Origin of the sequence: Bacillus sp. FSL K6-1560 (genome assembly GCF_038592935.1) — a bacterium.
GTDB classification, from domain to species: domain Bacteria; phylum Bacillota; class Bacilli; order Bacillales; family Bacillaceae; genus Bacillus; species Bacillus subtilis.
Map to the genome: position 1 here is coordinate 2,662,522 of NZ_CP151946.1, position 20,479 is coordinate 2,683,000.

Genomic DNA, 20,479 nt, shown 5'->3' on the forward strand with positions numbered 1-20,479 from the left:
CATTTCCTCTTCTCTTAAATTATGAGTTTTTTTACTCAAAATGCCATCTATGTATAAAAGTAAAGCCGCCTGATTAAACAAGAGGTCAAGGCGGCATTTACTAGTTGTCATCGTTTATTTTGAAGCGATAAAACAAGCATCATATCTATTTTTTAGAAAAGCGTCAAGACAACCATGGCAACGAAATAGATTGTCATGTAGTTAAGCGAGTAAACGAACATCTGCGTTGCCCACTTCATGATATTCTTGGAGCGGAATCCCATTAAGCCAAGAATCAGCCAGCCGATATTTAACAGCAAGCCGAGAATGACAATCGGAAGACCCAGACTACCAAGGAAAAACGGAAGCGGCATCAGGCACGCAACCCACACAATAATTTGTCTTTTTGTCACTTCAAATCCGTATACGACAGGAAGCATCGGAATATTTGCAGCTCTGTAATCCTCTGTTTTCTTAATAGCCAATGCTAAGAAGTGAGGAATCTGCCAAATAAATAAAATCATGAATAACACCCATGCTACGACACCGATATTCCCTTCCACTGCCGTCCATCCAATAAGCGGCGGCACTGCACCGGAAACGCTTCCTACTACTGTGTTAATCGTATAGCGGCGTTTCGTCCACATTGTGTACAATACAACATACGTAAAGACTCCGATAAAACCGATAACAGCAGCCATGACAGTTGTCATCAGCAGCATGATCAATCCTAAAGCAACCAGCAAAATTCCAGACCATAACGCCTGACTCGGCTGAATTTTACCCGTAACCGTCGGTCTTACTTTCGTACGCTCCATAAGATGGTCAATGTCCCGGTCATACCAGTTATTGATCGCGCAGGAGCCCGCAATAATCAGTGAAGACCCGATTAACGTAAGAAGAACGGTGTTTATATTGCCTAAAAAACTTAAACCGGATATATGCAGTGCAAGCCACATTCCAGTGAAAGTCGTGATGAGGTTAGAATTGACGATCCCTATTTTAATAAGGGACAGAAAATCTTTCCATGCCGTTGTTTCTTCAATTTGTCCGTCTATAGCTGTATCATTTAAGATTCTGGAGTTAGCCATAACGTAAACCTCCCTTACAAACCTAACGCAGGAGAATAAAATAACCTGCAACTCTATCATACAAGATAACATCTTGTAAAAAAACATCCTATTAAATATTAAACGACAAACAGGAATTTATTTGTGAACTTTTTATGAATTTTACCAAAGATAAAGGCAATCTCCAAATCGGCATTGCGTTTACCTTATTTCTATCAGACCCGGCATGAATAATCAAGTGTACATTTTCCAGAAGCCGTCATTCTATTATATTTTTGTGAACAAAAGGCTCTGGGAATTGCCACAAAACACATATTCGCTTACACTTGGAACGTATATAAAATTGCAGCAGTATGTTAAGAAGGTGAATATTGTATGAATAAAGCATTAAAAGCTCTCGGTGTTCTGACGACATTTGTCATGCTAATTGTTTTAATCGGGGGTGCCCTCGTTACAAAAACAGGTTCCGGCCAAGGATGCGGCAGACAGTGGCCGCTGTGTCACGGCCGTTTTTTCCCTGAACTGAATCCGGCTTCAATTATTGAATGGAGCCACCGATTCGCAAGCGGAATCTCTATTATCCTTGTGCTAAGCCTTGCGTTTTGGTCATGGAGAAAAATCACGCCGATTTTCCGTGAAACAACGTTTCTCGCGATCATGTCAATTATCTTTTTATTTCTTCAGGCATTGCTTGGCGCATTGGCTGTCGTATTCGGTTCGAACGCGCTGATTATGGCGCTTCACTTCGGCATCTCATTAATTTCTTTTGCTTCAGTGCTTATTTTGACATTGCTCATATTTGAAGCTGATAAATCAGTCAGAACACTGGTTAAGCCGCTTCAAATCGGCAAAAAGATGCAATTTCACATGATAGGAATTTTAATATATTCCTATATCGTTGTGTATACAGGCGCATATGTAAGACACACTGAATCAAGCCTGGCATGTCCTGATGTGCCGCTGTGCAGCCCGCTGAACAATGGACTTCCGACCCAATTCCATGAATGGGTGCAAATGGGCCACAGAGCAGCAGCCTTACTGTTATTTGTATGGATTATTGTTGCCGCTGTTCATGCTATTATCTCCTATAAAGATCAAAAACAGATCTTTTGGGGATGGATCTCATGTCTTATTTTCATTACATTACAGGCACTGTCCGGGATTATGATCGTATACTCTGAACTGGCTCTGGGCTTTGCACTTGCCCACTCGTTCTTTATTGCCTGTCTGTTTGGCGTTCTATGCTACTTCTTATTATTGATTGCTCGTTTCCGTTATGAATCTAGGCAATCATAAGGACTCAAGACCAAAGCCTTAGGCGGCTTTGGTCTTTTTTCATGTCTTGTTTTGGCGCTTTATTGTTTCAATGGCCAGCCTTTGCTGAATTTGATGATCAGTGAGCAGCTCACTTCGGTCTGTCCCCTTTCTTATCGTGATTATAGAAATTTCATATGGATCTATAGCCCGCGAACATAAGTATTAAAGCCTTTTAAATCAGATAGTGCTTAAAGAAATATGCACGGCATACTACAAAGCATCTAAAATATTGGCTGTATAAGCCTCTATTTATTTTGGGCTTGTGACAGTATTGTATAATCTCTGAAGTCCCCTTATATCTCTTCTAACCATCTGTTTCACTCCACATTTTCTATATAAAAAAACAAGAGTGTATATCAAATGATATACACTCTTTGTTTATTATGCTTTTTCAATTTCAAGGAGCAGATCTCCCGTTTGGATCGGCTCACCATTTTTCACATGAACCTGCTTGATTGTTCCTGAGAAAGGCGCCTGAACCGTTGTTTCCATTTTCATCGCTTCATTAATCATCAAATGATCACCTTTATTGACTTTTGTGCCTGCTTCAGCCAATACCTTAATAACTGTTCCAGGCATAGAAGCTGCGATGTGGCTTGGATTTGTCCGGTCTGCTTTCAGCCTTTCCTGAACGGAAGACTTAATGCTTTCATCTTTAATGACTACTTCACGCGGCTGCCCGTTGAGTTCGAAATAAACGACGCGGGTGGCATCAGGCTGAGGCTCACCGATTGAAATCAGCTTAACGATCAGCGTTTTGCCGCGCTCAATTTCAACTTCTATCTCTTCACCTAATGTCATGCCGTAGAAGAATGTCGGTGTATCTAATACCGAGATGTCTCCATAGCTTTCTGTCGTTTTCACATAATCAGTGAAGACTTTAGGATAAAGGGCATATGCCACAGCATCCTGATCTGAAATTTCCAAGTTATGCTGCTCTTTAAATTCCTGTTTGATCGCTTCAAATGACACCGGCTCAAGCAGTTCGCCCGGTCTGACTGTAATCGGCTCCTGCCCTTTTAAGATTAGCTTTTGCAGTTTTTCCGGGAATCCGCCATGAGGCTGGCCGATATTTCCTTTGAAAAGCTCCACGACAGAATCAGGGAAATCTAAAGATTCGCCTTTTTCGTAAACGTCGTTTTCAGTCAGATTGTTTTGCACCATGTAAAGTGCCATATCTCCGACAACTTTTGAGGAAGGCGTTACCTTGACGATGTCACCGAACATATCGTTCACGCGTCTGTACATTTCCTTGACTTCGTTCCATCGGTCGCCAAGGCCTACTCCCTTGGCCTGCTGCTGCAGGTTGCTGTATTGGCCCCCTGGCATTTCGTGTTCATAAATTTCAGTATGCGGAGACTTCATTCCGCTTTCAAATTCACTATAATATTTACGCACCGACTCCCAATATTGGGACAGCAATTCAACGCCTTGGACATTCATTTCCGGACGGCGGTCGTTGCCTTCCATCGCATGATAAAATCCGCTCGCGCTAGGCTGTGACGTTAATCCCGCCATTGAGCTGACCGCCACGTCTATGATATCAACGCCGGCTTCAACAGCTTTCGCATACATATAAATACCGTTTCCGCTCGTATCATGCGTATGAAGGTGAACCGGAATGTCGATCGTTTCTTTCAACGCAGAAACGAGTTCATATGCAGCCTGCGGTTTTAACAGCCCTGCCATATCTTTAATCCCGAGAATATGGGCTCCGGCCGCCTCAAGCTCCTTCGCCATCGATGTATAATATGCAAGGTCGTACTTCGTCCGGTTCTTGTCAAGGATATCTCCCGTATAACAAATCGCAGCTTCTGCCACTTTGCCGGTATCCCTAACGGCATCAATGGCTAACGTCATCCCTTTTACCCAGTTTAAGCTGTCGAAAATACGAAACACATCAATACCGGATTGAGCTGATTGCTTCACAAATTCTTTAATCACATTGTCCGGATAATTCGTATAGCCGACCGCATTTGATGAGCGAAGCAGCATCTGGAATAAGGTATTCGGCACTTCTTTGCGAAGATCTTCCAAACGCTTCCACGGATCTTCTTTCAGGAATCGGTAGGCTACATCGAAGGTCGCGCCTCCCCACATTTCCATACTGAATAGTTCAGGCCATAACGCAGCCGTCGGATTTGCGATTTTTTTCAAATCATGCGATCTGATTCTAGTTGCCAATAACGATTGGTGGGCATCCCTGAATGTCGTATCAGTTAAAAGGACAGATTTCTGCTCCTTAACCCAATTTGCAAGCCCTTCTGCGCCTTTTTCATCGAGAATTTGCTTTGTTCCTCTGGCAGGCTGCTGATCAACGTCTACTTTTACGCTTAACGGTTTGTCAAACGCCGGTTTTTCTTTTTTCCCGATTCCGGGGAAACCGTTTACTGTCACATTGCCGATGTAAGTGAGCATTTTCGTTCCGCGGTCTTTTTGTTTAGGGAAATTAAATAATTCAGGCGTTGTATCAATGAAAGATGTATCATATTGCCCTGTCAGGAACTTCTCATGTTTTGCAACGTTCTCAAGGAACGGAATGTTCGTTTTTATGCCTCTGATTCTAAACTCCTGAAGGTTTCGCACCATTTTGGCAGCTGCCTGTTCAAATGTTAAAGCCCAAGTTGAAAGCTTAACGAGAAGTGAATCATAGTATGGTGTGATCACGGCGCCCTGGAAGCTGTTTCCGGTATCAAGACGGACACCAAAACCGCCGCCTGAGCGGTAAGCCATGATTTTTCCTGTATCAGGCATGAAATCATTTTGCGGATCCTCAGTCGTAACCCGTGACTGAATGGCATAGCCGATTGTAAAAATGTCCTTTTGCTCAGGAATATTTACTTTTTTGCTGTGAAGGCTGTGTCCTTGAGCAACAAGGATCTGAGTTTGAACAATATCGACACCAGTAATCATTTCTGTTATCGTGTGTTCAACTTGTACGCGAGGGTTTACTTCAATAAAGTAGAACTCGTTGTTTGCAACAAGGAATTCGACCGTCCCCGCATTTATATAGTTTACATTTTTGGCAAGCGCAACTGCCGCCTCACAAATTTGGTCCCTTAATTCAGGTGACAGCGAGACACTCGGCGCCACTTCAATGACCTTTTGATGGCGTCTTTGAACGGAGCAATCCCTCTCAAAAAGATGGACGACATTGCCCCGCTTGTCTCCAATCACCTGAACTTCAATATGTTTCGGATTTTCAATTAATTTTTCTACATAAACTTCATCATTGCCAAAGGCTGCTTTCGCCTCTGATTTTGCACGTTCATATGCTTCTTTGACTTCACTTTCAGCTCTGACAATCCGCATACCGCGGCCGCCGCCGCCAAGCGAAGCTTTAATGATAATCGGATAACCGTTAGATTGTCCAAATTGTTCAACAGCTTCAAGCGTTTCGGCAGGACCGTCGCTTCCGGGAATCACGGGGATTCCGGCTTTTTCTGCCTGCTCACGCGCTTTTACCTTGTCACCAAACATATCGAGATGCTCGGATTTTGGACCAATGAATACGATGCCTTCTTCTTCACATCGTCTCGCAAAATGAATATTTTCAGATAAGAAACCGTATCCCGGATGAATTGCATCGACTTTGTTTCTTTTCGCAATATCAATGATCCCTTCAATATCCAGGTAAGCATCAATCGGTTTTTTCCCTTCACCGACTAAGTATGCTTCATCCGCTTTGTACCGATGGTAGGAACCGGAATCTTCTTTTGAATAGACCGCAACTGTACGAATATTCAACTCGGTACACGCCCGGAATATTCGGATTGCAATTTCTCCCCTGTTTGCTACTAATACTTTTTGTATCGATTGCTGAGACAAACTTTTTTCCCCCTTACCCGAATGGAATATAATCTATCATAGCGGAATATCCTTCCCCTGTACACACTTGTTTTTTACTGATAAACAGTTTTTTTAAGCTGTTTCTTTTTCAGTCCCTTCGTCGCCAAGGGTTCTCTCTTTTTCTTATTCTCTGAATATTTTACAAACATGCTGATATTCGCTAATATCCCCATACTCCCCAGCAGCAGCACCAAAGAAGAGCCCCCGTAACTGATAAATGGCAGGGTAACCCCTGTAATCGGAATTAATCCGCTGACACCGCCAAGGTTAATAAACGACTGGATGGCAATCATGCTTGAAATGCCGATCGCTAGAAGACTTCCAAACGGGTCCTCGCATTTTCTGGCAATATAAAAACCTTTTATGACGACAAAACCCAATAAGAAAATCACAAACAAAACCCCAAAAATGCCGAGCTCTTCAGCAATGACAGCCATAATAAAGTCAGTGTGTGATTCAGGCAGATATCCGTATTTTTGGATACTCTCACCGAGCCCCAGACCGAAAATGCCGCCTGAGCCGATCGCATAATAAGAATTGATCACTTGCAAACCTGATGAGTTTGCATACTTAAATGGGTCTTCAAGACTCTCAAAACGCGCTAAGCGGCCTTTAGTTAAAATTTTATCCTGATTCAAATAGATAATCGGGCTGACTAAAATCAAAACGATTCCGCCCAGTATCACAAGCCTCATCAGTGTCTTTCCGCTGAATCCGGAGCATAAGATCATGCACGTTGCAATCAGCCCGATAATCATGGCTGTACCGAAATCTGGCTGCATGGCAATTAAACTACAAATCACAAGCGTCATGACTACCGGAGGGGCTACCCCAGTTAATAGATGGTCGATATAGCTTTGTTTTTTGGCATATACGGCTGCAAGGTATAAAATCACGACCAGTTTCACAAACTCCCCCGGCTGGATACTCATTCCGCCGATTTTAAACCAGCTCTGCGCGTTTCCGGCAACATGCCCGAAAACAAACAGTGAGATAAGCGCAAGAACAGATACAAGCAGTATCCCCTTCTGAAACTTTTGATGGGCCAGTGCCTTGTAAGGAAACAAAGCCATTAGTATAAATAGAGCGCCACCCGCAATTAAAGCAAACAGCTGCCGCATGAAGAAAAAGTTACTGCTTACGTTATATCGTGAAACAGCCGTAATCATGCTTGAGCTGTATACCATCACTAAACCGAATCCGCATAATAAAACGATTGCGAATATCAGTGAGTAATCATAAGATTTTAGCATTTTTTTTAACATAACATCCTCTTCCCTGCTTCTAACTTCCATTATCTATGGTTTTTATGTATTTATCTTTTTTATTTTACTACAATTTATCAAACGAGACGAAGAATCTCTATACGATTCGGAAGGAATGTGTAAAAAAAGACCGTCTTTTATGAGATGAGAGAAAAATAGCGGTTATAAAAAAACCCAAACTGTTAATAAGTTTGAGTTTTATCATTTATTTAGCTGTAAACGCGTCATGTAAAGCAGACAATTCGCGTTCCAATGTGTATAAAAGGTCTTTACCGTCTTTTTCATCAACCAATCCCAGGCGGACAGCAAAATCGATTTCCCTCGAAAGCCCGAACATTTGAGTATCTAAAACCTCTTCATATAGAGGACATTGAGGCATCGTTAAGTTATCCATTTGTACTCGGATCAGCTTCAAAATCTTCTCAGCGTCCACTTTTAAGAGTTCAAAAGCTTTTTGCCGATGGTCAACTATCATCTCTGAAGCCAAAAGTATCCCTCCGTTCCCCAGGCGAGTACCTAATTCTTCTATTTATCATAAAGGGTATCAACAGAAAATGCAAGAGGATTTAAGCATATGACATAAATTAAAAAATACTCAGCCTGTACATCTCAGACATTATTTCCAAAAGCTTTACACCTGCAATGCTGTTCCCTTTTTCGTCTAATGCGGGGCCGAATATGCCGATCCCGAAATCGTAAGGCGAAATGCCCATAATCCCGCCGGATACGCCGCTTTTCGCAGGAATTCCGACCTTAATTGCGAATTCCCCGCTTGCATTGTACATTCCGCACGTCACCATAAACGTTTTGCAAATTCTAGCGACATCTTTTGAGATGACTTGCTCCCCAGTCTCTGGATGTCTGCCGTTCAATGCAAATACAGATCCGATTTTCGCTAAATCCAAGCTGTTCATCTCAATCGCGCATTGCTTCGTGTATAAATCCATTACTGCTTCTACATCATCTTCAAAAATGCCGTACTGCTTCATATAATAACACATCGCCCGATTAATCATTGAAGTGCTGTATTCAGATTCAGCCACTTCCCGGCAGTATGTAATCTCTTGGTTGTTTGTCAGCCTTCTGATAAAAGAAAGCAAATAATCAAGTCTCTCTTTCACCGTTCTTCCTCTTATCAGACTTGTCACTACCAATGCCCCGGCATTAATCATAGGGTTTAACGGCTTGCTCGGATTCACCGTTTCGAGCTTGATAATTGAATTAAACGGATCACCGGTCGGCTCCTGTCCAACATAACTGAAGACCTTATCTTTGCCGTATTCCATTAACACCAAAGCAAGGGAAAGGACTTTCGATATACTTTGAAGCGTAAATGTTTTTTCTACGTCACCTGCTGACAGACAAACATTATTGGAATAATAAATCGCCACTGACAGGTCGTGTTTATCAGCTTTTGCCAAGGCGGGAATATAGCTGGCTACTTCCCCCTTGTCCGTTACTTTTTTCGCCTTTTTCACTAAGGCTTCAAGCTCATCATTATGCCGGCATACCATGCAAACACCCTCGTTCCCTCAGCATTTCAATACACATAATTTGTACACAAAGTGACAATTCATGCGAAAACTTTTATAATTTTGAGAGAAGGGGGTCATATCATGAGCGTTATCCAAGTAAAAGGCAATGTTACATATCCAATTACCATTGATCCAAGCGTATGGATTTTTGATGATCGCAAATTTTCGTTTGACCGCAAAGGGGACAGTCAAGACACATATTTACAATCAGCCGGGGATGAATCCGACCTTGATCCGGAACGCGTCATCAGAGAGGGGCGAATCGCGCCGCCTACATTAAAGACGGAAAAGCAATATGAGAAGCAAAAACTGATGAACGGCAGTTTCGCAATGAGACTTGGGACTGTCCTGAAAAATGCTGAGCCGAACAGCTCTGCGACACAATGTGTATTTGTCACAAGTTCGGGAAAGGCCGCCGTTTCTCTGGAAACCGCTCTGAACAGTATTGTCCATTTCAGTGAGGCAGGCAAGCCGATTCAAGAAGGCGGCCCCGTGCATATTTACTTTGAAGACCCGGTCCATCACAAACAGCCGATTACCGATGTAAAAGAGATCGAAATCATTTAATGTTACAGCAAATCAGCTGCGAGCTGGGCGAGACCTGATCTCTCACCTTTTAACAGCTTCACGCTGCCTGAGATGGGTTGTCCTTTAAACCGCTCAACCACATAGGCCAAACCATTATTCAGACTGTCTAAATATGGGTGATCAATTTGTTCAGGGTCACCCATTAAGACAATTTTACTGCCTTCACCGACTCTCGTCAGCAAAGTTTTCACCTCATGCCTGGTCAAATTTTGCGCTTCATCAATGATAATAAATTGATCTGGAATGCTTCTCCCTCTGATATAAGTCAGCGCCTCTACCTGAATTGAGCCAATTCCCGCCAAAATAGCATCAAGCTCCCCTGGTTTTTTCGCATTAAACAGAAACTCTAAGTTGTCAAAAATCGGCTGCATCCAAGGCTTTAGCTTTTCCTCTTTTTCGCCTGGCAAATATCCGATGTCCTTGCCAACAGGAACAATCGGCCTTGCGACGACCAGCTTTTTGTATATTCCCAAGTCTTCTGTCTGTAATAGCCCTGCCGCCAAAGCTAAGAGCGTTTTGCCGGTTCCCGCTTTGCCGATCAGGGTGACAAGCGGAATATCTTCCCGCAGCAAAAGCTCTAATGCCATTGTCTGCTGTACATTTTTCGGCCTGATTCCCCATATATGTTCATCATCAAATACGAGTCTTTTTAATACCGTTCCGGTTTTGTCTGCAATTCCGACTGCCGAGGAGGATCCTCCTAGCTCATCCTTCATTAAAGCAAACTGATTCGGATAAAACGCATGCTGTTTCACATCGTTTATTGAAATTTGATTTTTCCCGTAAAAAGAGCTGAACAGCTGCTGGCTGATATATAAATCCTTATAGCCGCTGTACATTTCATCATTGTCCACAACCCGGTCATTCAAGAAATCTTCAGCAAGCAGTCCGATTGCGTCGGCTTTAACCCTGACCAGTACATCCTTACTGACGAGGATAACCGGCCTGCCATTTTCCTTGGTTTCTTCCTCGAGGCTTAAGTTTTTCGCAACCGCTAATATGCGATTATCGTTCGTCTTTTCAATAAAGATCTCTTGCAGCTGGTGAAACGAACGATGATTCAGTTCAATTCTCAGTGTGCCGCCGGTGTCAAGCGGGACATGCTCATGCAGCCTGCCCTTTTGTCTTAGCGCATCGATTAGCTTAGATACGTGCCTTGCATTCCTCCCAACTTCGTCCATATACCGTTTTTTTGAATCAACCTCTTCTAAAACGACAGCAGGGATGACAACCTCATTTTCTTCAAAAGAAAATATCGCGTTAGGATCCTGTAATAACACATTCGTATCTAACACATAAATTTTACTCAAGTCTCAGCCTCCTGATATAAGGGTCAAAGTTCTTCCTGCTTCTCTTTTGATGAAAAAGATGAATGCCTGCTAAAATATATGTTTTTGTGCATAAAGATAGAAGGTTAATTCAACAATAAAATTAATGAAAGCATTTTAAGGAGGGAACCCGCAAGTGCGAATTCTTTTCATTATCATACAGCTGACACTTATCCTGTCCGCTTGTGCCTATCAACAAGGAAAACAGGGCCAGAATGTTGAAAAAGAATCAACAAGACAGCAGGAGACTAAACCGATTCACGTAAAGGACACAACTCAAGAAACAAAAAACAATGGAACAAGAACGGATATTGCCAAACATCTTGTCAGCGTTGCTGAAAAAAACCCCGACGTCAAGGATGCAACAGCCGTTGTGCTGGGAGGTTATGCTGTTGTTGGGATTGATGTCGATGATACTTTGGACAGAAGCAAAGTGGAAACCATTAAATATTCTGTAGCTCAGGCGCTAAAGAATGATCGATATGGCGCCAACGCAGTAGTCATTGCTGATCCCGATACGGTCAGCCGCCTTCGCGAAATGAGCAGAGAAATCAGCGAGGGCCGTCCGGTAACAGGCATACTGGATGAATTAGCTGCAATTGTCGGCCGAGTGCTTCCCGAAGTGCCTAACGATGTGATTGACAATGAAGACGAACCGCAAACAAAGCAGCAAAATGACCAATTAAATAGAAAACAGCAGCAGGAAATGGAGAAGGAGCAAAACGATCAATCTGATCATCATATGAAAAAGAACAACAATGACTAAGCTATAGCCTTGCGCTTTAGCTTTTTCTTATTTTGGACAGCTTCTGATCCGTGCTATAATACATGTTAGTGAAAGAGGTGATATGATGAGGGTCAAATGTTCTATTTGCGATATAATTGAAACAATTGATGATGATACCCTGATCGCGAAACGGCTTCGAAACCGCCCGATCCATACATATATGTGCCAGGAATGCCACGATCGGATTGCCAAAAAAACAGAGGAACGGCTGAAAACGGGAAAATTTACTTTTCACCCGGGACAGCAGAAAAAAGAAAAAGTCAAAAAATAAAGCGGCCGCTTAACCATACAGAACACAAAAAAGACTCAGCTGAAAGCTGAGTCTTTTATGATTTTGCAGACTGTCCTTTTTTCGACTGATACAGCCGGATTTTGTAAATGATTAAAATCAGCGCAGCGACGACCAATCCTTCTGCCACGGGCAAAAACACCCCTAAAAAAGTCAAAACAGTGCAGCCCAACGCCAAAAATACATACACCACTGCAGATTTTAATACAGGAAGCCGTTTAGCAAATCCAAGCTTAAATACAATAACGGCCAACACAAAAATCGTGCCGTACAGCAGCCACATGCCTGCCGCAGGCTGCCGGTCTACTTGATATAGAGCGGCGAAGAACGACAGGCGTTCGCTTACGTCATTCAAAAAGATTCCCTCCCCTGTAAACGTACGGGTTCTATCTTTTCAAATTCTGCACGAGATTAAGACAATCCTGCTGTTTTTTTCTTTTTAGCTGCTTTTTCACGTTCGTTCTTATTGAGGATCTTCTTTCTTAAACGGATGGATTCAGGTGTTACTTCACAATATTCATCTTCGTTTAAGTACTCTAGAGACTCCTCAAGAGACATGATGCGCGCTTTTTTAATTGTAGTTGTCTGATCCTTTGTCGCGGAACGGACGTTTGTTTGCTGTTTCATTTTGCTGACGTTAACAACAAGGTCATTGTCACGGTTATGCTCTCCAACGATCATTCCTTCGTATACTTCAGTACCCGGCTCAACGAAGATGACACCGCGGTCTTCAATTCCTTGAATACCGTATGATGTTGCTTTTCCGTTTTCCATTGACACAAGTACACCTTGACGGCGTCCGCCGACTTGGCCCGCCTGCATCGGCTGGTAGCTGTCAAACGTATGGTTCAAAATACCGAATCCGCGTGTTAATGATAGGAATTCTGTAGAGTAACCGATCAATCCGCGGGAAGGAACTGTAAAGATGAGACGGACTTGGCCGTTTCCGTTGTTGATCATATCAACCATTTCGCCTTTGCGGGCACCCATTGATTCCATGACAGAGCCAGTATGCTCTTCAGGAACATCAATTTGCACACGTTCAACAGGCTCACAGCGTACGCCGTCGATTTCTTTGATAATAACTTCAGGTTTTGACACTTGAAGCTCATAGCCCTCACGGCGCATATTTTCAATTAAAATTGACAAGTGCAGTTCACCGCGTCCTGAAACAACCCAAGCATCAGGAGAAGCTGTCGGCTCAACACGCAAGCTCACATCCGTCTGAAGCTGTGATTGAAGACGCTCTTCGATTTTGCGGGCCGTTACATATTTGCCTTCACGGCCTGCAAACGGACTGTTATTCACGACAAATGTCATTTGAAGTGTCGGCTCATCAATGCGAAGCACCGGAAGCGGATCTTGATGGTCTACAGGACATACCGTTTCACCAACGTTGATATCTTCCATCCCGGAAACCGCAACGAGGTCTCCCGCTTTTGCTTCTTCAATTTCCACACGCTTTAAGCCTTGGAAACCAAAAATCTTTGTAACACGGAATGACTTTGCCGTCCCGTCAAGCTTCATAAGAGAAACCTGCTGTCCGACTTTCATTGTGCCGCGGAATACGCGTCCGATTCCGATACGGCCTACATAGTCGTTGTAGTCAAGAAGGGCAACTTGGAATTGAAGCGGCTCCTCTGCATTATCAACAGGTGCCGGAACATGCTTAATAATGGTTTCATATAAAGCTTCCATGTTTTCATCCTGTTGTTTCGGATCAAGACTCGCTGTTCCATTAATCGCGGAAGCATATACCACTGGGAACTCGAGCTGCTCTTCATTAGCATCAAGCTCAATGAACAGATCCAGAACTTCATCGATAACTTCCTCTGGACGAGCAAAGTCACGGTCAATTTTGTTTACAACAACAACAGGGTTCAGGTTTTGCTCAAGAGCTTTTTTCAGAACAAAACGAGTTTGAGGCATACAGCCTTCATATGCGTCAACGACAAGCACTACGCCGTCAACCATTTTCATAATCCGTTCTACTTCTCCCCCAAAGTCTGCGTGTCCAGGGGTGTCCAAAATATTGATACGTGTATCTTTATAGTTAATCGCAGTATTTTTCGCCAATATTGTAATGCCGCGTTCGCGTTCAAGATCATTAGAGTCCATTGCGCGTTCAGCAACCTGTTCGTTGGCACGGAACGTACCAGCCTGATGTAAAAGCTGATCGACTAGAGTCGTTTTCCCATGGTCAACGTGGGCAATAATCGCGATGTTGCGAAGATCATTTCGAAGTTTCACTTTTTCATCTCCTAAAAAAATTAGATAACTTTCATATTATATCACACATCCTCTTTAAAAGCGTCACGTTTTTCTGTAAACTTAATATAAGACGTAAAAGGGGATGGAATTTATGAAAAAAATGAATTGGCTTTTACTATTATTTGCATTTGCAGCGGTTTTCAGCATTATGCTGATCGGCGTCTTTATCGCTGAAAAAAGCCCTGCAGGCATTATCGCCAGCATTGTACTTGTTTGCGCTGTCATGGGCGGCGGATTTACATTAAAAAAGAAAATGCGCGAACAAGGCTTGCTTGATTAAAAGCATTGCCCCGCCGGCGACATTGTAATCAAAAAACACCGCAAAGAAAGCGGTGTTTTTCATTTCTTAAGCCTTATCTCCCCTGTTTCTTAGTCAGGAAGATGCAAAACAGCCTTCATACATAGACAATCGTTCTAACGATCACACGTGCAGCCTTCAAAAAGTAGTTCGGCAACGATACACATAAAATACCATAGCGCCTATTCCTCCACCGGAAACTACTCCCTATAATGGAATTTGTAGCACAATTCATAAAAGGGAGAGAAGAAACATGAAGAAAACATTTGTAAAAAAAGCTATGTTAACGACTGCCGCAATGACATCAGCTGCTCTATTAACGTTCGGTCCTGATGCAGCCAGCGCAAAAACACTGGTTGATAACACTGCTGTTCAACTCCAGCATCAGGCGAGCACTAACGAAGATCTCAATACATTCATTGATATATTAAATCAATGTATATACGAACAAGACGGTGTATATTATTTTGACAGCGAAAAAGCTGTCGAGTTAGGAATGACAAAAGAAGAGGCTCAGGTAATTGCTACACTCTGGGAATCGACATCAGAATTTTTCAGCATTGTTTCACAATGTGTGTATCTCGAGGATGGAAATTACAAATTTGATACAGAAAAAGCAGTTGAACTTGGCTTCACAGAAAAAGAAGCACTTGCACTTGAACAATTTTTCTCCGCTGTTTCTCTCAAGATTCACATTCTTCAAGCAGCCATTGTGCTACAAGATGATGTGTACAGCTATGATAAAGACGCAGCGCTACAAGCAGGTGCAACGCCACTGCAAGCTGACGTTTATGAAAAACTCTTCAGTGCCATGTCACAAGAACAGCTTGCCGCTATTTACGATATGATTCATCCCCAGGCTTAATGTGAAAAAGCGCTTGCCGGAATCGGACAAGCGCTTTTTTTATATCAGCAATTTGATGATCAGCATCATGGCAACCGCCGCTCCAAACCAGCAGGCAGCTTTCATGATAAGTAATCCATAGTACCTCTGTTTAAAACGCAGTTCTTCTTCCGGCAGATAAGCCTCCTCAACGGCCTGTTCGCTTTCCAATTCAAATGGCTCAGCCATCGTGTCATACATGTCTTTGCAGCTGCTGCACATTTTTAAATGCTCTTCTATAACGTGTTCCGTTTCTCTTTTGCAATCACTTTCAAGATACAGAGGAAGCAGGTCTCTTACTAGAAAGCAGGTCATATCCGCTCCTCCTCTCTACTTTTCGTCATGTGTTTCTTTAGCTCTAATCTAGCCCGGTGCAATGTGGTTTTCACCTTAGAAAGACTCCATCCTAATATCTCAGCGATTTCTTCATAAGAAAGGTCTTGGAATTCTCTTAAAATCAAAACGGATTGATGCTGATCTTTTAACTTCAGGAGCTCCTGCCGCAGTGTTTCGCTTTTCACCGTTCGTGACAGATACTGTTCAGGCTGCTCATAAGTTGTTTGCGTTACCCCTTCATTTTTGCTGATATCAGTAAATTGGTATTTGACATCCCTGCGGTACCAATTGATAAAGGTATGATGCGCAATGGTGTAGAGCCATGTTCTGATGGAAGAATGCCCCCTAAACGAAGCCAGACCGTTAAGAGCTTTCACAAACGTGTCCTGCGCTAAGTCCTTGGCTGTTTCAAGATGATGAGTCCTTCTGAATAAATAATTTAAAATTTCTTGATAATACTGCCGATACAAGTTCTCAATGGAATCCCTATGCTTCATTAAAAGTAAAACCACACCGTCATCCAAATGGCCAATAAAATGAAACAGATATACATGGAAGACAGGTATACTTTCATATATCTGATTTGGCTTTCTTCTTCAGCACCGGGACTTCTCTTTAAACAAGTTTTACTCTTTAAGTCTTCCGCATTCTTTTGAAATAGGGATTCATGCTGTTTCATCCATTCCATTGATTCATCCTCTAGCTCTCCTTCTTTATACAGGTCGTATAAGTCTAAAAAAACAGACTCTTTTTCTTTATGATTCATAAAGACTTTTCACCTCTTGTGTTTCTCCATCCACTACATAGGCATCATGGCGATTTGAACCAAACGGCTGAATAATGATCAGCCATGCATAATGCCGTTCATCCCCTCTTTGAACGATAATCGGACGCATACGCTTTTTGTAAATAACATCCTGATATAGAGAAGCTACCTTTTCGTAAGCCAATGTTCCATTACGATATGTATAGGGGAATGACTGATTAGGTGTATCGCTGTATACATAAACGTTTAGCTGACCTTGATCTTCAAAAAACTCATATGTTTTAGAAGAATCAGTATACATCACCATGTCACTCTGACTGCTTTTTTTCTTCATTTCTGATACATCAGCATCGAAGACCGTTAATACCTGCCGCTGCAGCCGGCTGTTAGTCAGTGAAATTTCCTTTTTCATTGGAATCGAGAGACTGTGTAAACTACCGGATTCTCCATCAAACTCCAATACAATTCCATCTTTTGTTTCAACTCTCACCATGCTTCCGAGCAGGCTATTGCTTTCAATATCAGTGATCTGATAAGGCTGTTTCAATATGTTCAGCGCTGTAAACATTTGTTCCACTTTGTCTTGAATGTCTTGTTCTGTTATATGAACATGCAATAGAGAGTCAAGCTGGTAAATCGATGGATCTTCACTAAACCCCATTAAGGTTTCCTTTTCCCAATAAAATACCGCGCCATCATCAGCATGATCTTTTTTATGAAGCTGGTTTTTCAGGTATATACGTACGACTGTCTGGCCGTCCTCATTTGATACCTTTGTTTCGATATGATCCTTATGTAACACACGTCCGTGTCGCTCAAGGAAAGCGATGGACTTTCGCTTGTACTCCTGATTCGTTAGCTTTTTCCCATGCGCTTTTTGTAAGTATTCATAATTACGAATCAGCTGCGATACTTCATCTACCTCAACTTTATAACTCTTGCTTTCAAATGAGTAGAAATAATGCACATCCATGTTTGTATCGTGCAAATAAAGTGTTTCATCCGTAGGAAAAAATGACTTTAGTATCTGTTCCGCTTTTTCTGATGAAATGTGCTCCCCGACAAAATTGAATGAATCATGGACATTTGCTGGCTTTGATACAGCGAAAGCAGCCGTTCCTATGTTATATATCGGATTTAACAGCAGGACAAAAAACACCATGACAGCCCTCGTCACCCACTTATTCACACGCACATAAACCTTTCCTGACTTTTGGAACAGATGATAGCTCATCAAAAATCCCGCCATTGCCAAATAAATCGTATATGGCATTACTGCACCATAATCTTTTGAGATTTGATTGGGATATGGCGCAAGCAGCAAGACAAGCAGTCCGATAATCAGCGTATAAAATAAGCCTAGTAAAATCTTATTTGTTCTCCAATACAGCTTGAAAAACACAACATTCAACACAATAGAAAGAGTAATAATGAAAAACAGAAACACGAATGCAATTGGCTCGACTCCATCCGGATTTTCCTTCCAATACGTAAAGAAACTGAATATCATTTGTACGATTGGCAAACTGACAACGGCAAGGTCGAACGTATAAAACTTACCCTTTCCACCATGATCACGCGGCATCAACATATAGTGAAAAGCCGTCAGCAGCACATATCCGTATAACAAAAAATGCAGCAGCGGCAACAGTTCTTTTCCGTCCTCTCTTAAGTAAGCGCTGGTGAAGTTTGTTGATTGCACCTGGTGAATAAGTTCAACAGACACTCCCGCCAGCAGCACAATCCGCAACATAACACCCGCCAAGAACATTGTGCGCTGCCGGTTTATTTTGGGATGATGCCCCAAAAGATATAAACCCGCCAGAACAACAATTGACCATTGAATCAGCAGGGTGCTTTGTCTGCTTAATATAAAATAACGTTCGAAATGCAATACATAATGACTGAATAACTCCAACACGAACAACAATCCTTTACTTCTTATTAAGGCCTCATTCGGTTAGACAGCGGACTTTTCAAAAAGTTTCAAGATGAAACAAAAATATCTCATCTTCCCCTTGATATGTAAAAAACATAACTCTTGAGTGAACCGTCACATGACACTTGACTCATCTTGATATTATTCAACAAAAACAAACACAGGACAATACTATCAATTTTGTCTAGTTATGTTAGTTTTTGTTGAGTATTCCAGAATGCTAGTTTAATATAACAATATAAAGTTTTCAGTATTTTCAAAAAGGGGGATTTATTGTGGGTTTAGGTAAGAAATTGTCTGTTGCTGTCGCTGCTTCGTTTATGAGTTTATCAATCAGCCTTCCTGGTGTTCAGGCTGCTGAAGGTCATCAGCTTAAAGAGAATCAAACAAATTTCCTCTCCAAAAATGCGATTGCGCAATCAGAACTCTCTGCACCAAATGACAAGGCTGTCAAGCAGTTTTTGAAAAAGAACAGCAACATTTTTAAAGGTGATCCTTCCAAAAGGCTGAAGCTTGTTGAAAGCACGACTGATGCCCTTGGATACAAGCACTTTCGATATGCGCCTGTCGTTAACGGAGTGCCAATTAAAGATTCGCAAGTGATCGTTCACGTCGATAAATCCGATAATGTCTATGCGGTCAATGGTGAATTACACAATCAATCTGCTGCAAAAACAGATAACAGCCAAAAAGTCTCTTCTGAAAAAGCGCTGGCACTCGCTTTCAAAGCTATCGGCAAATCACCAGACGCTGTTTCTAACGGAGCGGCCAAAAACAGCAATAAAGCCGAATTGAAAGCGATAGAAACAAAAGACGGCAGCTATCGTCTTGCTTACGACGTGACGATTCGCTATGTCGAGCCTGAACCTGCAAACTGGGAAGTCTTAGTTGACGCCGAAACAGGCAGCATTTTAAAACAGCAAAATAAAGTAGAACATGCCGCCGCCACTGGAAGCGGAACAACTCTAAAGGGCGCAACTGTTCCATTGAACATCTCTTATGAAGGCGGAAAATATGTTCTAAGAGATCTTTCAAAACCAACTGGCACCCAAATCATCACATATGACTTGCAAAACAGACAAAGCCGCCTTCCGGGCACGCTTGTCTCAAGCACAACGAAAACATTTACATCTTCATCACAGCGGGCAGCCGTTGACGCACACTATAACCTCGGTAAAGTGTACGATTATTTTTATTCAAACTTTAAACGAAACAGCTATGATAACAAAGGCAGTAAAATCGTTTCTTCCGTTCACTATGGCACTCAATACAATAACGCTGCATGGACAGGAGACCAGATGATTTACGGTGATGGCGACGGTTCATTCTTCTCTCCGCTTTCCGGCTCATTAGATGTGACAGCGCATGAAATGACACATGGCGTCACCCAAGAAACAGCCAACTTGATTTATGAAAATCAGCCAGGTGCATTAAACGAGTCTTTCTCTGACGTATTCGGGTATTTTAACGATACAGAAGACTGGGACATCGGTGAAGACATTACGGTCAGCCAGCCTGCTCTTCGCAGCCTGTCCAACCCTACAAAATACAACCAGCCTGACAATTACGCCAATTACAGAAACCTTCCAAACACAGATGAAGGCGATTATGGCGGTGTACACACAAACAGCGGAATTCCAAACAAAGCCGCTTACAACACCATCACAAAACTTGGTGTATCTAAATCACAGCAAATCTATTACCGTGCGTTAACAACGTACCTCACGCCTTCTTCCACGTTCAAAGATGCCAAGGCAGCTCTCATTCAGTCTGCCCGTGACCTCTACGGCTCAACTGATGCCGCTAAAGTTGAAGCAGCCTGGAATGCTGTTGGATTGTAATATTAGAAAAAGCCTGAGATCCCTCAGGCTTTTTTTGTTACATATCTTGATTTCTCTCTCAGCAGAAACGACGAAAAGATGCTGCCATGAGACAGAAACGGCTTCTGATCTGCAAAAAGAAGGATGCAGCCGCAAGTG

19 protein-coding genes are annotated in these 20,479 nt (G+C 42.4%); 7 read left to right on the forward strand and 12 right to left on the reverse strand.

Going from position 1 to position 20,479, the window contains the following annotated elements:
• Window positions 1-152 precede the first annotated feature (152 nt).
• Window positions 153-1,070, reverse strand: a complete 918-nt coding sequence (gene cyoE / locus NYE22_RS14225; RefSeq protein WP_003232250.1) for a heme o synthase — start codon at window positions 1,068-1,070, stop codon at window positions 153-155.
• A gap of 354 nt (window positions 1,071-1,424) precedes the next feature.
• Here cyoE and ctaA point away from each other — a divergent pair, with 354 nt between their 5' ends.
• A complete protein-coding gene (ctaA, locus tag NYE22_RS14230; RefSeq protein ID WP_003232254.1) occupies window positions 1,425-2,345 on the forward strand; it encodes a heme A synthase CtaA in 921 nt (306 codons plus the stop codon).
• 402 nt (window positions 2,346-2,747) lie between these two features.
• Here ctaA and pyc read toward each other — a convergent pair whose 3' ends face one another.
• The 4 genes from pyc to glsA form a co-directional block, all read right to left on the reverse strand.
• The gene (pyc, locus tag NYE22_RS14235; protein WP_161985972.1) at window positions 2,748-6,194 is read right to left on the reverse strand and encodes a pyruvate carboxylase; all 3,447 of its coding nucleotides are present in this window, start codon (window positions 6,192-6,194) and stop codon (window positions 2,748-2,750) included.
• A 74-nt stretch (window positions 6,195-6,268) separates the two neighbouring features.
• The gene (gene ftsW, locus NYE22_RS14240; protein WP_095010675.1) at window positions 6,269-7,480 is read right to left on the reverse strand and encodes a cell division protein FtsW; all 1,212 of its coding nucleotides are present in this window, start codon (window positions 7,478-7,480) and stop codon (window positions 6,269-6,271) included.
• A gap of 205 nt (window positions 7,481-7,685) precedes the next feature.
• Window positions 7,686-7,967: a YlaN family protein gene (locus NYE22_RS14245; RefSeq protein ID WP_003245286.1), complete on the reverse strand. Its 282-nt coding sequence runs from the start codon at window positions 7,965-7,967 to the stop codon at window positions 7,686-7,688.
• A 97-nt stretch (window positions 7,968-8,064) separates the two neighbouring features.
• Window positions 8,065-8,994 carry a glutaminase A gene (glsA, locus tag NYE22_RS14250; protein ID WP_003232263.1) on the reverse strand — a complete coding sequence of 310 codons (930 nt, stop codon included), beginning with the start codon at window positions 8,992-8,994 and terminating at the stop codon, window positions 8,065-8,067.
• A 102-nt stretch (window positions 8,995-9,096) separates the two neighbouring features.
• Here glsA and NYE22_RS14255 point away from each other — a divergent pair, with 102 nt between their 5' ends.
• The gene (locus NYE22_RS14255; RefSeq protein ID WP_003245279.1) at window positions 9,097-9,582 is read left to right on the forward strand and encodes a hypothetical protein; all 486 of its coding nucleotides are present in this window, start codon (window positions 9,097-9,099) and stop codon (window positions 9,580-9,582) included.
• 2 nt (window positions 9,583-9,584) lie between these two features.
• Here NYE22_RS14255 and NYE22_RS14260 read toward each other — a convergent pair whose 3' ends face one another.
• Window positions 9,585-10,913, reverse strand: a complete 1,329-nt coding sequence (locus tag NYE22_RS14260; RefSeq protein ID WP_038827802.1) for a PhoH family protein — start codon at window positions 10,911-10,913, stop codon at window positions 9,585-9,587.
• A 154-nt stretch (window positions 10,914-11,067) separates the two neighbouring features.
• On the opposite strand from NYE22_RS14260, the gene NYE22_RS14265 reads away from it, so the two are divergent.
• On the forward strand, window positions 11,068-11,697 hold the full coding sequence (locus tag NYE22_RS14265; protein WP_038827801.1) for a YhcN/YlaJ family sporulation lipoprotein: 630 nt from the start codon (window positions 11,068-11,070) through the stop codon (window positions 11,695-11,697).
• An 82-nt stretch (window positions 11,698-11,779) separates the two neighbouring features.
• A complete protein-coding gene (locus tag NYE22_RS14270; RefSeq protein WP_080286191.1) occupies window positions 11,780-11,989 on the forward strand; it encodes a YlaI family protein in 210 nt (69 codons plus the stop codon).
• Between the two features lie 55 nt (window positions 11,990-12,044).
• Here the strand turns inward: NYE22_RS14270 and NYE22_RS14275 are convergent, their stop codons facing one another.
• Window positions 12,045-12,362: a YlaH-like family protein gene (locus NYE22_RS14275; RefSeq protein ID WP_003232274.1), complete on the reverse strand. Its 318-nt coding sequence runs from the start codon at window positions 12,360-12,362 to the stop codon at window positions 12,045-12,047.
• Between the two features lie 56 nt (window positions 12,363-12,418).
• The gene (gene typA, locus NYE22_RS14280) at window positions 12,419-14,257 is read right to left on the reverse strand and encodes a translational GTPase TypA (protein ID WP_003232278.1); all 1,839 of its coding nucleotides are present in this window, start codon (window positions 14,255-14,257) and stop codon (window positions 12,419-12,421) included.
• A 112-nt stretch (window positions 14,258-14,369) separates the two neighbouring features.
• Between typA and NYE22_RS14285 the strand changes: the two genes are divergently transcribed.
• Together NYE22_RS14285 and NYE22_RS14290 are read left to right on the forward strand one after the other, a co-directional pair.
• Window positions 14,370-14,558, forward strand: coding sequence for a YlaF family protein (locus NYE22_RS14285; protein WP_003245500.1), 189 nt, complete (start codon window positions 14,370-14,372; stop codon window positions 14,556-14,558).
• Between the two features lie 271 nt (window positions 14,559-14,829).
• On the forward strand, window positions 14,830-15,441 hold the full coding sequence (locus tag NYE22_RS14290) for a hypothetical protein (protein WP_021479358.1): 612 nt from the start codon (window positions 14,830-14,832) through the stop codon (window positions 15,439-15,441).
• 39 nt (window positions 15,442-15,480) lie between these two features.
• Here the strand turns inward: NYE22_RS14290 and sigQ are convergent, their stop codons facing one another.
• The 4 genes from sigQ to NYE22_RS14310 are packed head-to-tail and all read right to left on the reverse strand — an operon-like array spanning window position 15,481 to window position 18,491.
• Window positions 15,481-15,774: an anti-SigP sigma factor SigQ gene (gene sigQ, locus NYE22_RS14295; RefSeq protein ID WP_124073190.1), complete on the reverse strand. Its 294-nt coding sequence runs from the start codon at window positions 15,772-15,774 to the stop codon at window positions 15,481-15,483.
• On the reverse strand, window positions 15,771-16,292 hold the full coding sequence (ylaC, locus tag NYE22_RS14300; protein ID WP_120028586.1) for an RNA polymerase sigma factor YlaC: 522 nt from the start codon (window positions 16,290-16,292) through the stop codon (window positions 15,771-15,773). Before ylaC ends, sigQ begins: the two co-directional genes overlap by 4 nt.
• A complete protein-coding gene (locus tag NYE22_RS14305) occupies window positions 16,292-16,561 on the reverse strand; it encodes a hypothetical protein (RefSeq protein ID WP_120028055.1) in 270 nt (89 codons plus the stop codon). The genes ylaC and NYE22_RS14305 overlap by 1 nt, the downstream gene beginning before the upstream one ends.
• The gene (locus NYE22_RS14310) at window positions 16,551-18,491 is read right to left on the reverse strand and encodes a hypothetical protein (protein WP_342411925.1); all 1,941 of its coding nucleotides are present in this window, start codon (window positions 18,489-18,491) and stop codon (window positions 16,551-16,553) included. The genes NYE22_RS14305 and NYE22_RS14310 overlap by 11 nt, the downstream gene beginning before the upstream one ends.
• 284 nt (window positions 18,492-18,775) lie before the next feature.
• Between NYE22_RS14310 and nprE the strand changes: the two genes are divergently transcribed.
• On the forward strand, window positions 18,776-20,341 hold the full coding sequence (gene nprE / locus NYE22_RS14315; RefSeq protein ID WP_003245026.1) for a neutral metalloprotease NprE: 1,566 nt from the start codon (window positions 18,776-18,778) through the stop codon (window positions 20,339-20,341).
• Window positions 20,342-20,479 lie beyond the last annotated feature (138 nt).